A 14,131-nucleotide genomic window follows, 5' to 3' on the forward strand; every position below is an offset into this window, starting at 1 on the left:
AATTAGGCGGCCACCCGGAGCGGTGCGCGCGCGGGCTTCGTCTCTTCGACCTTCGAGCACGGCCAGAGCGGTCCCCAATCCTCGGCGGTCGCGCCCAGCATCTTGGCGGTGCGGCCATATTCGCGATGCGCTTCGCCCAGCAGGCGGCGACCATCGACGTTGACGGTCAGCGCTTCGGCCAGCTTGGCGAGCGCGGGCTGCGCCATGTGCGCGGGCAGCTTGGCGTCGTTATATTGTTCGATCGTCGTCGCCATCAGCTTCGACAGCGCGACGATCGAGGTGTCGACGTCGCGTTCGGCGGTCAGGACGGCGGCCGACACCGCGAGGATGTTGGCGAATTGGGGATGGTTTGCAGGATCGACGCGCATAGTTCCTCCACCGCGCCGGCCGTGGTGGGCAGACGCGTCCGGTTAAGGGTGATGCGGCGTCAGTGAGAAAGCGATCGGAGGAACGTTGCCAGACCGTAAAGAGCACCGACCCCGGCGCTGACCGCGAAAAAGGCAAAGCCTATGATCACGGTGGCGGCCAGGATCAAAACCCCCCCTGGATGCAGTCGACAAGTCACTCGGTCTCGCCCCTTCGATAACGTCACGGAGCATACCGGACCAGCCGGTCCGCCCCGTGACGCCGCCGAAGCGCCGCTGATCGAGGACGGCGTCCTGTAGGGAAGGGGAGAGACGACCGCCCTCGATCGCCGACGTCCATGCCGGGTGGCGCGACGCGGCGGCCAGCCCGAGATTTTCGTATGGGAGATTCTGGGGGTCGGTTTTTTCCGGGCTCAGCCCGGTTTCGTATTCGGCGAACAGCAGTGCCGCATGCTTGCGGTCGCGCGCACCGAGCTTGACGCGGGCGGTGCCGAGATACGCGTCCACCGTGCCCGGCGCGATACCCAGATCGCGCGCAATCTCGCCTGATCCCTGCAGCGCGCGCACGCCGCGCAGGCAGTCGCGCTCGCGCGGAGACAGCGATGCGAAGGCAGAGTCGTTCATAACTTGGGTTAAACCACTTTTCGCCGGCGAATCACAGCGCGGATCGACTGATCTCAAGCAACACCGCCTTTACCCGGCCAGGAACGACGCGAAGATCGCCGTGCCACTCGTTCTTGCTATCGGCTTGAAATGGTCGGGGCGACAGGATTCGAACCTGCGACCCCCACACCCCCAGTGCGTGAACTGCGTATTTTCTGTCCAGAACGGATATTAATATCGTAAAATATCAACGGGATAATATATGACAAAAGGTGAGGCTGCGGTCAAAAAGTCGCATTTCTCCTCCTTGGTGCTTACATGGTGCTTACTTTTTTGGGGTGTGAGGGTCGGTTGTGGGGAAGATCAAACTGACGCAGCGCTCGGTCGAGACGCTGAAGTCGAAGGGGGCTAGCGAGTTTTGGTGGGACACCGATCTGGCTGGCTTCGGCGTCCGGATTTCGGCCGGTGGGACGAAATCGTTTGTCGTTCAGTATCGGATGGGTGGTCGGGGTTCTCGTGAGCGGCGGTATACCATCGGCAAGGACGGCGAGGTTTGGAATGCGACCAACGCTCGCGAAGAAGCGCGCCGACGACTGCGTGCCGCTGCGATGGGCATTGACACAGTTGCGACTGAGAGGCGGCGGCAACAAGACGACATCGATCTTGAATTTGGCAAGTATGCCGAGCGCTTTCTCCAGGATTACGGAAAGAGGCACTGGCGTGCGCGAACGTTCCAATCGCGTGCCGCTGACCTGCGGCGATGGGTCGTCCCCGTCTTGGAAGGAATAGGCCTACCATCAATAGCAAGACGCGATATCGCAGCGGTGTTCGATGGCCTGCCGCCTAAGAGCCCGGCGCTGCCACGTAACGTTTTTGCCGTTACGCGTAAGCTATTTGTATGGGCGGTCCAGCGTGGCGATATCGAGCGATCGCCATGCGACGGGATCAAGCCGCCACCGCCGGTCGCGTCCCGCGATCACGTGCTTGACGACTATGAGCTTATGTTGGTCTCGGCGATGAGCGACCATTTGAATGCACCGTTTGAAGCTTTCCTGACGTTGCTCATCATCACCGGCCAGCGTCGCGAGGAAGTTGCGGGCATGACGTGGGACGAACTCTATCGCGGCAAGCGGGAATGGGTGCTGCCGGCTGCACGCTCGAAGAACCACACCGCGCACTCAATGCCGCTGGGAAAGCTTGCTATCCGGACGCTCGATGCTTTGGCGGCAGGCCCCTCCTGGCCCCGGAAAGGCTACGTCTTCACGACCACCGGGAAGACCTCCATTTCCGGTTTTTCGAAAATGAAGCGACGTCTGGATGAGCTAGTCGCGCAGGTTGATGAAGATCGACGGGTCCGCCCGTGGCGGCTTCACGACTTGCGGCGAACGATGGCGACAAACCTGCAGCGCCTTGGCGTAAGGTTCGAAGTCACAGAAGCGCTGCTCAATCACGTGAGTGGCGCTAGGAGCGGCATAGCGGGCGTTTATCAGCGCCATGATTGGCGCGACGAAAAACGTGAGGCGGTTCGCTTGTGGGAAGATCGCCTTGCTAAGATGGCGGAAAAATTTCCGAAGAAATTTCTTAAAGCGAGAGCTTCTGCAAAAATGCTCAATGAAGCAATTTAGGATCGACAAATTTACGTGCCACGTGTGGACCGGCGCTGGTTTGCAATAAACGCCCGAAAATAAGGCATTGGGGTGAAAACCGCGACTTGGCGGTAGGCGCTGAATTAGGCAGATACTCCAGAATGGGTGATTCCAGGCTTGTCAGCAGCTTAAGCGCGCAGCAACTGCGATGCCTGAGGCTTGTTGGCCAGGGTAAGACCACGCCCGAAATCGCCCACGAGCTGGGTATCGCTGAAGGCACGGTCAACAACCACATAGTCGCCGGGATCACGAAACTCGGTGCATCGACGCGGCGCCAAGCAGGGTACGCTGTTCTCACATACGAAGCGCAAACGCCTAGTGAGATTCTCACTAGTGAAATTCTCCCGGTGGCCCAATCCACCAATTTGGACCGATCTCCGTCGGTGACAGTCGTGGAGCATCAGCCTGGCAGGGCCGCCAGGCTCGAGCGAGCTCCCGACGCGGATCAGGGGGAGACTGCCACCGGTACCACGACGCACCCGTTAAAGACGATCGCGTTGATTGCGAGCTTGGTTGTTGCGCTGCTGATTGTGATTTTAGCGCTCAAGCCACTTGCTGAAAGTGCTCGCGACATCGCCAACCTTATCCAGCCCAACAGACCACATTAGCCCGCCGGTGTGACCGGTCGGGGGAGACCAGTCATGCCAACCAATATGCGCGACGTTGTCGCTACTCGCCGGACCCTTGCACCAACGCTTGCGGATAAGTTTATGCCGCTTGAGGAAAGCGCCAACAACACGGCTGTGCAAGCAGCCGCATTTGTGGCCGCGATGCTCGATGGTCATCAGCGCGCTGCGCTGCCACCATCAGCAGGCGCTGATGTCATTGAACTCATGTCGGAAGCGTCGCGCTTGTCGCTGCAGGCCCGCGCGAAGGTAGTCCAGGCGCACGACATCTTGCGCAACTTGCCCCAGCAATTGGGACTTGCGTTTTCCGAACCGGAGTGTCCGCCGGACGTCGTGGGCGCGTCACCGTTGCGCGCCGTTGCGTAAGGTTATTGTTGACCGGGCCACGATTACCGTGGTCCGGTCGCTGCATGCCCGCATGGACAACGCTTTACGTCGTTTTGTTCTGGCCGTGCTTGGCGGTCGTATTCGCGCTATGCGTGTGGCGGGGCGACCGTCCGGTCGTCTTGGCAGCCATGCTGTTCGCAGGCGCCATGGTTGCCGATCGCCTTACGGTCTCGCGCAACATGTTTGCTGGGCTCGAGGCATCGGTTGCAGTTATCGACTTGCTTCTGACATTTGCCTTGGCGGTTCTGACCATCAAAAGACCACAGCTTTGGCTGGCTGCATTGACGGCGACGCAAGCCATCGCCTGCCTGGGCCATATCACCAAGTTGGTAGGCCTGCAGAACTCGCGGCTGACCTATGCTATCCTGACCGGCAGCGGTGCCTACCCGGCGCTGATCATCCTGTTATGGGGTTTGTGGTCTGCCATAGAGAGCCGCAAACAACAGCCTCGCGGACCCGACCACTAGGGGGCTGCGCCCGCCCACCAGCAGAGCTCGTCAACAAATGACGAGTCATTCAAATGGCTTGGCTGATTTTGCGCGGCGCACGCCGTCGTGCGGCAAAGGATTAGACGCTGGAGTCCATGATGGGACAGCGATCGAGGTGGAACGCCCAAGCCCGACCGTCGTCGCGCGTCGTCTCATTAAAGAGCGCCGCGTTCGCGACGATATGTTTGGTGAGGACTTGGGCGATCCCGCGTGGAATATGTTACTCGACCTGTACGTGGCGACAGCTATTAACCAGGCCGTCTCGGTCTCTAGCCTTTGCCTCGCAGCGGGCGCCCCGTCCACAACCGCACTACGGTATTTGTTCGCGATGATCGAAGCAGAGATGGTGGAAAAGACGCCGGATCCCCGCGACCGTCGTCGCTATTACGTCTCGCTAACATCGCATACACTAAACAGGTTGACCGCCTATTTTGAAGCGATCACCTGTTCCGCCGGCTAGTGTGAATAGTCGCCGCTACCAGTATAGCGTTCGCGACAAACAGCGGTTGCCGGGGTAGGGGTCAATCACTGAGTTTCACCTTGATCGAAGCCTACAGCGATCCGGTAGCGGACAAAGCGCCCGTCAGCTTGAATGGCCATGTATCCATTCGGTTCATGCCAGCAGTACCTTACCTCGTGCATGCCATTAAGGGTATTACCCAACGGCATCGACAACTGGTACCACTTCCCGCGCATGAGCGATCTCATGCCAATTTGGCGCACGTTAGCGTCAAAAAGAAAGAACCTCCGCATGGACACTTTAGACAGGAGGGTGGGCGACCCATCTGGGAGCTTTTCGGGGATCTCTACGGGCACGCAACCCTGCGCGCTATCGCCGATTTTGTCAGCTTCAGTTTGCAGAGTCTCGAAGTCTGACTTGTCCTGCTCCCGAACGAAATTGGATTGTATCTCGTTGGGGCCTGGGTTTGATGGAACAGAAAATTCCGCGTAAATGGCTTTTTTCGCCGGCTTTCCTTCAACGCTGTAGTGAGCCTCGAACGTCACGATACCCCCACGCCACAGGCCCGCATCAAAAGGGATAGAAACAGGGCGTTTGGGCGTGACTTCGATAGCAGGACCGCCGCTGGTGACAGACCCTGGCGACGCAATCCGCACAGCATCAAAAACAACGGTTTTTCTAGCGGTACTCGTCACCACGATCGCCGCGTGAAAGCCATTAGCGTCAAGCGGCTGGGGCAAAAACGCAATTGTAAAATCTTGAACGGCGGGTTCGTCCCCCTGAGCATGACGGTAAACTGCAACACCGGTCACGAGCACTATGAGCACCGCGACTAGCGTCGCTGTTTTACGACAAGTTTTCCACCAATGCTTACCGCCGATTTTTATACCCCAAACCAAGACTGTGGCTGCCGCTCCAGCGATAAGATCGGCGACCCAAAGCTGGTTCGGCCACCAGATGACGGCAGCCGCCGCGAATAGACCGATGACAGCTGTATATACGCCGGTTTGAAGGCTCGGCTGTGGCAACTGCACGGTGTTCAATCCTCACGCAGACGCGCCCAATGCGCGCCGACTCCTAATCTGGCACCAAAACATATGCGGGACGTACTTGCCCAAAGGGAAGAGTACGGCGTACTCATGGCGGTCACCGCGAAGCCAACACGAAACAAAGCATCCCGGCATCCTCGATTGTCGCTAACGCAGTGGCCGTGCGCTCAATCAGCCGTATGGCTTATTAGGTGCGGTAAGCGGCAAATTATTAGCTACCGGTTCACTCGCTCGACACCATCAACGCGTCCAAGGCCTCCGGCGTGATGGTGCCCGTTTCGCTGATCCCGCGCGCCTTTTGAAAACGCCGCAATGCGCTGCGCAACCCAGCGCCAACCACCCCATCGATCGGTCCCTGATAATAACCCTGTGCGAGCAGGGCGATTTGGACGCGCCGCACAATTGCTTTGAAGCGGTTGGTGCGCCCCGAAAGCGTCGGAACAGCGTCGTCTGCTTTGGGCGGCGTGGCACGTAAGTTTGGCGACACCAATGGGAGTGGGATGGACCGCGGCGGGGGAGGCGGTGGTGGCGGGGGCGGCGGCGGGGCATAATAGGGCTGTGACGGCGACGGGTCATAATAAGCGCCGCCCGCGCTCGATCGATGGCTGGTATGGCTGTAGTGCCCGCCGCCACCGTAGCCCGAGCTATGGCTTGAATGGCTGCTGTGGCTTGAATGGCTGCGGTGGTCCGCCAGGATCACCGTGTGATCTTGCGTGAATATTTTGAACAGCGTTCCATTTGGGTTGGGGCCCATCGACGTCGTCACAGTGATCAATGTGGCTTGGGCGGCTTCAGGCGCTGCAATGCCAGCCGCAGCCAAGCTTGAAATGAGGTACCGCTTTTTGGTCATAACGGCGTCACCACGGCCATCGCGTCCTCATCAGGATGCCATTCGAAGAAGCCAGCGCAATGCTCACGCTCGCTGCATTGTTGGCACGGCGCCATGGTTTTGTTTTTCCAGTCCGAAATCGAGGCGATTGCATAGGGTCGGTAGGCCGCGGGCACGGTGCACAGTGGAAAGTTGAATAGTTGCGCGCGCACGCCATGCAGCAGGGCCGCGTCGAGTGCCGTCGCGACGGGCGTAAAGTTGAGATCATGCCGGACGAACAAGTCGCGCCAACGACCCTTGGCGAACCCGATATGTTCGAGTTGCATGATTGACCAGGCTTCAATGAACCGTAGGCGGGCGACGACAAAATGGGCGAGGTCATGTAGCTTGTCGACGTTGGTCGACAGCAACACAGTCCGTAGTTCTACACGCGCGCCCGCCGCCATCAGCAACGCAAAACTGTCGCGTAGCCGGACGAACGCGCCGTGTTTTCCGACAACGTCATCATGCGTGGCGGCGTCAGCTGCATAGAGTGGGATGCCCCAGCTTACACGGCGGTAACGGGGGTCGCGTAGCCGGTCGACGTCATCGCGCTCAAAATGTTGCCCGTTGGACAATATGTGAAACTGCACGTCAGGCCGCGCGTCGAGCACGTGTTCGATCATGCTCAGCAACTTTTGCTTATAGAGTGTGGGCTCACCGCCGGACACACCGATCAACGTGTCCGGCTCAGCAAGCAAGCACGCTTGTTCAAGCAATGCGAAGCGGTCGACATGCGTTTTTTTGGGCGGCTGTGAGCACATGACGCACAGCTGGTCGCAGCGCTCAGTGACCAACAGCGTATTGTGCCGCGATGCGCGGCGCAGCAGTCGCTCAGCGCGACCAGCAAGTGGAGTTACCAACACCACGTCGCCGTCCAGATCTTCTGCTGAAACACCATCGATGGCGAACAAGCCATGCGCGCCAGCAAAACTGGCGCCCATGCTGTCAGCGTCGATCATCAGAGAATCAGCAATGTCGCGTTTGTCAGAGGCTGACGTACGCAGCCGTGTTACAAACGGTATATTGCTTTCAGCAAATGCGGGCAAATTGAGTAGGATCACTGGAGCCGTGGCCCCAAAGCGGCGGGCGTGCCAGGCAGTCGCAGCCAGCGGGCTAGCGAGTGCTGTACGGCGTCGTCGTCGGAATAAATGAGCTCAAATATAAAGTCGAACAGGTGCAAATGCCGGCGGCAAAACGCGGTATCAAGCCGCGGCACGTCAGCGCGACCATAACGAGCAATGTCATCAACCAGGTCACGGCCGCAAAATGGCTGGTACGCGCAACGCTGGCACGCTGGGTCAAATTCATTGGTGGCGTGGTAATTGAGCGCTGTACGTGCGTCAGTGTCCCACCCTCGATGCACGTCGCCGATCGCGAGATCGATAACGCCCGAGCGCGCCAGCATACGCGCTTCATCCGTCGGGTAGACAATGCCGTCATGATCGATGACCACATAATCAACGCCCACCGGATTGGGGTTGCGCAAGTCGACATGGCGCTCACGGCCAGGACGAAAGATGCGGCGTAAGCAAATGCTGAAATAGGTTTCCTCAAGGACGCGCGACTGGTCATGCCAGTTGCGCTCAATAATGCGGCGTACGAACTGCTCATAATAAGTGCGCCACGCGTCGCTTTGTTCGCGTGAATCACTATGTCGTTTTCGTGCAAACCCCTGATAGTTGATAGGCCGCAAGAAAATGCTTTCTAGGCCGCGTGACGCATATGCGTCGATCAGCCCATCAATGTCAGGCGGCTGCGTCGGATCAACGGTAGGTAGCGCGGACAGCTTGCCGGGCGCATAGCGTGCCAACAGCCGTTCAAGGTTTTTGGCAAACGTCGCGGTCGAGGCAGCTTCCTTGGTCCGGTTGCGGCCGTGCGTTGCAGCGTCACCATCAAGTGACGTGCTGATCAACACGTCGGGCCGGTCAAAAATGTCGAGCAAGTCAGCGGTAATGCTTTGAAGGTTTGAGCAAATGACAAATTGCCGTGTTGCAAAACGCTCACAACGCTGGATGACGGCGCGCAGGAGATCAGGTCGCAGCGTGGGCTCACCGCCCTGAAATTCGATTTTGATAAAGTCGCCGGGCAGGCTGTCGATGAGCCGCAACACGCCAGCCAGCGTGTCATCAGACCAGTCGAAGCCGGATTGCGTCGCGCCAACGCGCGACACTTGGCAATATGTGCAACTCAAATTGCAGCGCAGCGTGGGAACAAGGATGAGGTAGTCGAGCGACTGGGCGCGGGTCAGGCGCTGCGCGCGGCGGTAAGCGAACGCCATACGCGAAAAGTCATCATCCATGTCGAACACGTGCCCGCCGCGGCTGAGCGCGATTAGGTCTGCGGGCGTTTGGGCACCACGTCCAAGGCGCGCGACCAACGCGTCACTTGCCGCCGTAAACGCGCCAGCGTCATCAACAACCAACGCGCCGCCGGAGCGCAGCGGACGCGTGCGTAGCGGCATAAACGTCACTGCAAGAGCTCCTGCATGACGCCCGCGCGCATGGCGGCGTTGCTGTTAAGCAGCCGCTCATTGGCGCACGCACATGACCAAATGAGCGCTAGCTCAGCCGGCGTCTTGGTGGTGGATTGAAGTTCAAGGACGTCGCCGTCACGGTAAACGCCAACATCAGGGTAGAATTGTGAGACCCATGGAACGGCTGCGCGCTCAATGGCGCTGCTGCACACTGCCAAGTAAATGTGATGCTGCGACAAAGCTGCCCCCCGGTCATGGTGTGGCGGAGGCTATGGCGCTTGATCCAGCCCAACAAGCACCATTTTGGGTGAATCGGTTGCGTCATCATTGCGCAGACGCCTGGCCAGGATAGACTGACGACGGGGGCGGATGATGAAGCAGCATAGGCGCACGAGGACGCGGCGGTGGGTGGGCTGCCTATAAAGCCAGCGGCCGACAATGGCTGCTCATGGGCACTTGGGGTCATGGCGGTGATTGCAGTGCTGGCGTCGCTGGGCAAGTGTAGCCACACGGCCAGCAGCAACGCCGCTGCGCCCATGAACAGCGTGAGCGACACGCTGGCCAACTCGATTTCAGCGCAGGACCTGCCGCCGGTGCAGCCGCTGAGCAAAGCCGCTGTCAGGCGCGGCATTGGCCATTACCGCGTTGCGTTCACCGCGGAGGGGCTGTCAGGCGCGATGATTTACAGCCAAAATTGCTACGATGCGCTGGCACGCACATTCAGTTGGGCAAAAGTGGATAGCTGCGGCGCTTTCGACATGATGACCATCAAGTCGATGCCGGAAGAAGACCAGCCCGATTTGTCGAAGGAGATTTCATATTTTGATGAGGAGACGGCGGCGGGGCGCTACTTGAAAGCTGTCACAAGCGCGGGCGAGACGACGGACGGCGCGGATAAGCGACTGAGCGACTTGCAAGCGAGTGTAGCTAAAGTGCCAGTGCCAAAGCCGACCGCGACGCCGGCTGAAGTGGTGGGCGCCAGCGACGGCGTGATGGACAATGGCGCTGATGACAGCGAGGAGTAAGGCTGCCTGTCAGTCCCAATAACGCGATGCCAAAAGCGCAACGGCGCAGGCGCTAGACTCATGTGATAATCACGCTTTTACGCTGACTGACGCGCGGCATGTAGGCTGAGTTAAACCAACATGCGCTACTCGCCGCTGAGAACCACGACCGCGGTATATTGATTGGTCAGGTCATGCCCAAGGGTCTCCGGACCCCCGCCGGGATTCATGCGTACAGTTGCGCCATAAATGCCGGCTGCAGGGGACGTGTACGTTACTGCTACCCGACCAAACCCTTGCGTTTTCCAAAATTGAGCCGTCGCGCCAATCAGCAATTCCAAAGCCTGCTCGCTTGCGGCGCGGCAAATTTCAACGACTAGGTCGGACTGGGAGTGAATGGGCATGCAATTGTTCCTAGTTTGGAGGACACGCCTTCAAAATGATGGCGGCCGTAGTTTCCGCAGGCAAAAATGTCAGGGCATTGTAGACCGTCTGCGCGTCAGCAGCCGCAAACGCCTGCGCATCCTGTTTTTCGATATTTCCAACCGTGGCGGCTGCCTGGGCAAAGGCAGCGGGTGATTTCGCCCAGCATATCATGCCCTCGTTAACGGTCGAACGAAGCTTCACAGCTGCCGGCTCGACCAGCGCCGCACCAGCTTTTTGCAGCTCAGCTCTGTAGGTTTGGGTTTTTGCCTGAATTTTGGCTGTCAGGAGCGCGAGACAATTATCGCGCAATACTGGGTCGATTTGCGGAACATCACCACGGAATTTGGCGATGCACAACATCTCGCCCTCGTCAAAATCATACGACATTCTGACGATATCTGTGACTGCAGCTGCGATCTTGTCGGTAACGGCAGGGTCTGGATTGTTGGCGCCGATCGTGGCGGCTGCACCCGAGCCGGCGGTGGCGCCAGCATTGGGCGCACTTGCATTGGGCCCCAAACTCTTCATCGCAGCCAAATAACTATTGGCTTTCGCGACCTTGTCGTTGGCTGCAGTGACTGCCTTTTTGGCGGCGTCGCAAGTGTTATAGGTCGCCAGCGCTGTAGCGTCAGTAGGGGCTGTAGCCGCCAGGATTGGGTCGCACTTGGCCGCGTCGTAGTTGGCGACAGCAATTTTCTGGGCTTCCGCGGCACCGGAAGCCTCATCAGTCGCTTTTCGAAGTTCGGTAAAGAAATCAGCACCGCCGACGACGCTCGATGATGCCCCGCCAGCGGTTAGTAAGGTCGCTCGTGGGGAGGCGCTGCGAGTGAGCTGCTCGATCGCGAGGATGGCAACCATGTTGCGTTGATCGCGCGCCGATTGAACGATGAACTCATCGCGGCCGATTGCGCCGCTCATGTAACGCTCGCACGTCCTGTACAGCGATTCACGCAGCAGGTTGATCGTCTGCGTCCGTTCGATAGACCCAGCTGCTTCGCTGATCGCGAGGGCGGCGCGCAATTGAAGCGTTTTGTCGGTTGCTCCTGATAGAAGGCCCGATCCATTTAACTCCCCCGACGCACTTGCGCTTAAAGCGCTGAAGACGTCTGGCGCCGCTTCGGCACATATTGCCATATTCGCCGAAAACCCTGCTGCGCTCGCGGTTTTGGTAGCAGTCGTCGCAGGGAGTCGGACGACGAATACGTTACGCTGTTTCGCGTCCAGGGTAACAATCCTTGCATCGGAAAGCGTACTAGACGCGCCATTGAGTAGAGCGCGATTATGATAAATGGAGTTTCCTTCCGCGCAACCGCACAGCACCAGCGCGACAGCGACTAACGAAACTAAAGCACGGATCATGCTCGCCCCCAATCATGAATCGGTGGCACCTTCCTCCTCAAAATCGTCGTTTTCAATCAGCTTCTCTAGCTTCATCCAAATTGGATGCAGTTGATGCGTTGGTGTTTGACTGCGAGCTGCTTGAATGCCGTTGAGCCAAGCGGGTAGCTCTGTCCAGCGCCAAGCATCTGGACTGCAGGTTTTGCGCGATCCTCGACCAGGTTGGGGTCGCTTTTGGCAGCGGCTCGAAAACAAGACACAGTAATATATAAAGATGATACAGTAGTACACAATGAACCGATGCATTAGAGCCAGTTAGTCAGGTCCGATGACTGATCACGCGTCGTCCATACCAAATGTATTGATAGCGAACTGCCCGATGCGATTACGATGACCGCCATTGATTACGCCGCCTGGGGTACGTTTTCCTTGCCCTTGATCGGGAATATCAAGCGCCTAATTTGGTGGTATTGTTCGATTGAGGCGGTGATAGAGCCGCGCCATCGGCATTTGGACGAACCCTGCGCGTCGATGGTGACGCGCATAGCGTCGCTACCCGAGGCAATTGGCTCAATCATGCAATCGAACGCCGCATGACGACTGCGCTTTGAGAAAGAGATGGTTCATAGCATCAATTGCGGTCGCAGAAAGGACGAACGCCGCTAGGCCATCTGCCGTATATCGCGTCGCGTGCTGCACGGCATCGTTCCTCATTGCCTCCACGACCAGTGCCGTCGGTCTCAGTCGATTCTGTAAGGCCGATCTAATTACTAACGTGAACGCCAGCTTTTGGTTTTTTGCGTGACTAAGGTCGGTCGCTTTAAACACGCGTCCCGGGTGGAAAGAGAGGCTCAAGACTTGCTCTGCGCCAAGTCGGTTAGCCGTCGCGTTGAGCGGCGACAACAAAGTACCGCGAACGGTCGCGGCAATGATCGCAAACGCCCCTCGCCTCAAAATGTCATCAATAGCATTCATGACCCGCACACTCTCTTGCGAACAGGGTGACTGTCTCGTCATAGGAGTTGTCCGCGTGCATGTGGCACGATCGGGGTCTGTTTTTGGACCGATCATGGGAAGCACCGAAGCTAGTCCACCAAAAATGTGATGATCGGCCGAAAAGCTAACACAGGGGACTTGGCAGGTTGCTGCGGGTGCAGCAGTATTGTCTGACCAATGCACTGCAACGCCCATTTGGTTGGGAACGAAAAATCGATCGACCACGATTTTGCTAAGGAGGATTGTGATGCGTTTGATTTTCTCGTTGTTGTTAATCGCCGTTCCGAGCGTCGCGGTCGCACAAGATGTTAAATCGCAAGATGACATTGTCGTACGCGCCAAACGTAAGCAGGATCGCGCAGTCGCCGAAGCCTTTGTCAGGAGTGTTTCGACCAGGACCGATGGCCAACTTGCGCGTTTTCATCAGCCAGTGTGCGCCGACGTGATTGGTTTGCCGCAATCCTACGCAACGATTGTTAAAGAGCGCATCATCGCTGATGCGGTCTCTGTCGGTGCGCCGGTCGCGAAAAAGGCGACATGTACACCTAATTTGATCGTAATCGTCGCGACTAGTGGCAGCGACCTGGTCATAGACATGCGATCCAGGCGACCAGATTGGCTGACTGGTCTGAGCCCCAGCGATATCGATGCGTTGACCACACCCGCACCGGCGCGCGCATGGAGCGTCACGTCGCTGCGCAACGAGGCTGGCGAAGAACTGAGCGACGCAGATATGCAGCACGCATTGTTCGACAAAACGCGCGACACATTTAGTCAGACTCCGGTGCTTCGCGTGCGCTCGACGTCGATCAGGCAATATGCGTCTCGGCGAGATCTCGAAGCATCGTTCGTCGTGATCGACCAATCGGCGACGGTGGGCTTGTCGCTCCGCCAGATCGCGGATTATGCGGCAATGCGCGGTCTCGGGCATGCCCGTCCGCCGGCGTCTGGGGGGCAGGTTGATACGATCTTGTCGCTGCTCGACGGTAGCGGGACGGCACCTCGTGCGCTGACGGGATCGGATACCGCTTTCCTCCGCGGGCTGTACGCTTCGGATGGACTGAGCAGCGCGGCGACTGAGCGTAATGCGATTGCGCGACGGATCGCCAACGAGAAATAGCGGGGCTTAAAACATACCGAGTGGAGCAGGGCGTTTGGCAGCGTCGCCCGACTAGATCGTTCTCATGGGTGGGGGGATAACTAGCAAACCTGCCCCTGCCCCGACCTCTGCCGCGAAAATTTCGAGAACGATAAACGCCACCTTGCGCGGCCTCATCGACTTGGCTGTGTCATTGTGATCGGGGACTCAACGCGAGCGGTATTGGCAGGATTACTAATCGACTGGCGGTCAAATTCCGTGAGTAGGGCCCAGTAAAAAATCATTCGCTGTAGCACCATC

The 14,131-nt window shown here is 58.3% G+C and carries 14 protein-coding genes; 7 read left to right on the forward strand and 7 right to left on the reverse strand.

Annotated elements, in window-relative coordinates; all coding sequences use genetic code 11:
- Positions 1 to 2: 2 nt before the first annotated feature.
- Positions 3 to 368: a hypothetical protein gene (locus tag FPZ24_RS01855; RefSeq protein ID WP_146569452.1), complete on the reverse strand. Its 366-nt coding sequence runs from the start codon at positions 366 to 368 to the stop codon at positions 3 to 5.
- A gap of 42 nt (positions 369 to 410) precedes the next feature.
- Positions 411 to 989 (reverse strand): helix-turn-helix domain-containing protein, encoded by a 579-nt coding sequence (locus FPZ24_RS01860; RefSeq protein WP_146569453.1) that lies wholly within the window; start codon positions 987 to 989, stop codon positions 411 to 413.
- A gap of 332 nt (positions 990 to 1,321) precedes the next feature.
- On the opposite strand from FPZ24_RS01860, the gene FPZ24_RS01865 reads away from it, so the two are divergent.
- From FPZ24_RS01865 to FPZ24_RS01885, 5 genes are all read left to right on the forward strand, one after another.
- The gene (locus tag FPZ24_RS01865; protein WP_146569454.1) at positions 1,322 to 2,593 is read left to right on the forward strand and encodes a tyrosine-type recombinase/integrase; all 1,272 of its coding nucleotides are present in this window, start codon (positions 1,322 to 1,324) and stop codon (positions 2,591 to 2,593) included.
- A gap of 122 nt (positions 2,594 to 2,715) precedes the next feature.
- Complete coding sequence (locus FPZ24_RS01870; protein ID WP_146569455.1) at positions 2,716 to 3,222, forward strand: helix-turn-helix domain-containing protein; 507 nt, start codon at positions 2,716 to 2,718, stop codon at positions 3,220 to 3,222.
- 33 nt (positions 3,223 to 3,255) lie between these two features.
- Entirely contained in the window at positions 3,256 to 3,606 is a 351-nt protein-coding gene (locus FPZ24_RS01875) for a hypothetical protein (protein ID WP_146569456.1), read from the forward strand.
- 140 nt (positions 3,607 to 3,746) lie between these two features.
- Positions 3,747 to 4,094, forward strand: a complete 348-nt coding sequence (locus FPZ24_RS01880; RefSeq protein ID WP_205012855.1) for a hypothetical protein — start codon at positions 3,747 to 3,749, stop codon at positions 4,092 to 4,094.
- Between the two features lie 37 nt (positions 4,095 to 4,131).
- Positions 4,132 to 4,575, forward strand: a complete 444-nt coding sequence (locus FPZ24_RS01885; RefSeq protein WP_146569458.1) for a helix-turn-helix domain-containing protein — start codon at positions 4,132 to 4,134, stop codon at positions 4,573 to 4,575.
- A gap of 65 nt (positions 4,576 to 4,640) precedes the next feature.
- Here FPZ24_RS01885 and FPZ24_RS01890 read toward each other — a convergent pair whose 3' ends face one another.
- The 4 genes from FPZ24_RS01890 to hxsB all read right to left on the reverse strand — a co-directional run bounded on the left by FPZ24_RS01890 (position 4,641) and on the right by hxsB (position 8,956).
- Complete coding sequence (locus FPZ24_RS01890; RefSeq protein ID WP_146569459.1) at positions 4,641 to 5,618, reverse strand: hypothetical protein; 978 nt, start codon at positions 5,616 to 5,618, stop codon at positions 4,641 to 4,643.
- A 229-nt stretch (positions 5,619 to 5,847) separates the two neighbouring features.
- Complete coding sequence (locus FPZ24_RS01895) at positions 5,848 to 6,474, reverse strand: peptidoglycan-binding protein (protein WP_146569460.1); 627 nt, start codon at positions 6,472 to 6,474, stop codon at positions 5,848 to 5,850.
- Positions 6,471 to 7,454: a His-Xaa-Ser system radical SAM maturase HxsC gene (gene hxsC / locus FPZ24_RS01900; protein ID WP_240047571.1), complete on the reverse strand. Its 984-nt coding sequence runs from the start codon at positions 7,452 to 7,454 to the stop codon at positions 6,471 to 6,473. Before hxsC ends, FPZ24_RS01895 begins: the two co-directional genes overlap by 4 nt.
- Before the next feature lie 98 nt (positions 7,455 to 7,552).
- Positions 7,553 to 8,956 carry a His-Xaa-Ser system radical SAM maturase HxsB gene (gene hxsB, locus FPZ24_RS01905; protein WP_240047674.1) on the reverse strand — a complete coding sequence of 468 codons (1,404 nt, stop codon included), beginning with the start codon at positions 8,954 to 8,956 and terminating at the stop codon, positions 7,553 to 7,555.
- Between the two features lie 476 nt (positions 8,957 to 9,432).
- On the opposite strand from hxsB, the gene FPZ24_RS01910 reads away from it, so the two are divergent.
- A complete protein-coding gene (locus FPZ24_RS01910) occupies positions 9,433 to 9,993 on the forward strand; it encodes a hypothetical protein (RefSeq protein ID WP_146569463.1) in 561 nt (186 codons plus the stop codon).
- A gap of 393 nt (positions 9,994 to 10,386) precedes the next feature.
- Here the strand turns inward: FPZ24_RS01910 and FPZ24_RS01920 are convergent, their stop codons facing one another.
- Positions 10,387 to 11,757: a hypothetical protein gene (locus FPZ24_RS01920; protein ID WP_146569465.1), complete on the reverse strand. Its 1,371-nt coding sequence runs from the start codon at positions 11,755 to 11,757 to the stop codon at positions 10,387 to 10,389.
- Positions 11,758 to 12,979: 1,222 nt separating this feature from the next.
- Between FPZ24_RS01920 and FPZ24_RS01925 the strand changes: the two genes are divergently transcribed.
- The gene (locus FPZ24_RS01925; RefSeq protein WP_146569466.1) at positions 12,980 to 13,852 is read left to right on the forward strand and encodes a hypothetical protein; all 873 of its coding nucleotides are present in this window, start codon (positions 12,980 to 12,982) and stop codon (positions 13,850 to 13,852) included.
- Positions 13,853 to 14,131 lie beyond the last annotated feature (279 nt).

The organism is Sphingomonas panacisoli (genome assembly GCF_007859635.1).
Classification (GTDB): domain Bacteria; phylum Pseudomonadota; class Alphaproteobacteria; order Sphingomonadales; family Sphingomonadaceae; genus Sphingomonas; species Sphingomonas panacisoli.

What these genes read in the sequence shown, in the direction of transcription:
- FPZ24_RS01855 (WP_146569452.1), bottom strand. Translation starts at nt 368, where the DNA reads ATGCGCGTCGATCCTGCAAACCATCCCCAATTCGCCAACATCCTCGCG.
- FPZ24_RS01860 (WP_146569453.1), bottom strand. Translation starts at nt 989, where the DNA reads ATGAACGACTCTGCCTTCGCATCGCTGTCTCCGCGCGAGCGCGACTGC.
- FPZ24_RS01870 (WP_146569455.1), top strand. Translation starts at nt 2,716, where the DNA reads ATGGGTGATTCCAGGCTTGTCAGCAGCTTAAGCGCGCAGCAACTGCGA.
- FPZ24_RS01875 (WP_146569456.1), top strand. Translation starts at nt 3,256, where the DNA reads ATGCCAACCAATATGCGCGACGTTGTCGCTACTCGCCGGACCCTTGCA.
- FPZ24_RS01885 (WP_146569458.1), top strand. Translation starts at nt 4,132, where the DNA reads ATGACGAGTCATTCAAATGGCTTGGCTGATTTTGCGCGGCGCACGCCG.
- FPZ24_RS01895 (WP_146569460.1), bottom strand. Translation starts at nt 6,474, where the DNA reads ATGACCAAAAAGCGGTACCTCATTTCAAGCTTGGCTGCGGCTGGCATT.
- hxsC (WP_240047571.1), bottom strand. Translation starts at nt 7,454, where the DNA reads ATGATCGACGCTGACAGCATGGGCGCCAGTTTTGCTGGCGCGCATGGC.
- hxsB (WP_240047674.1), bottom strand. Translation starts at nt 8,956, where the DNA reads ATGCCGCTACGCACGCGTCCGCTGCGCTCCGGCGGCGCGTTGGTTGTT.
- FPZ24_RS01910 (WP_146569463.1), top strand. Translation starts at nt 9,433, where the DNA reads ATGGCGGTGATTGCAGTGCTGGCGTCGCTGGGCAAGTGTAGCCACACG.
- FPZ24_RS01920 (WP_146569465.1), bottom strand. Translation starts at nt 11,757, where the DNA reads ATGATCCGTGCTTTAGTTTCGTTAGTCGCTGTCGCGCTGGTGCTGTGC.
- FPZ24_RS01925 (WP_146569466.1), top strand. Translation starts at nt 12,980, where the DNA reads ATGCGTTTGATTTTCTCGTTGTTGTTAATCGCCGTTCCGAGCGTCGCG.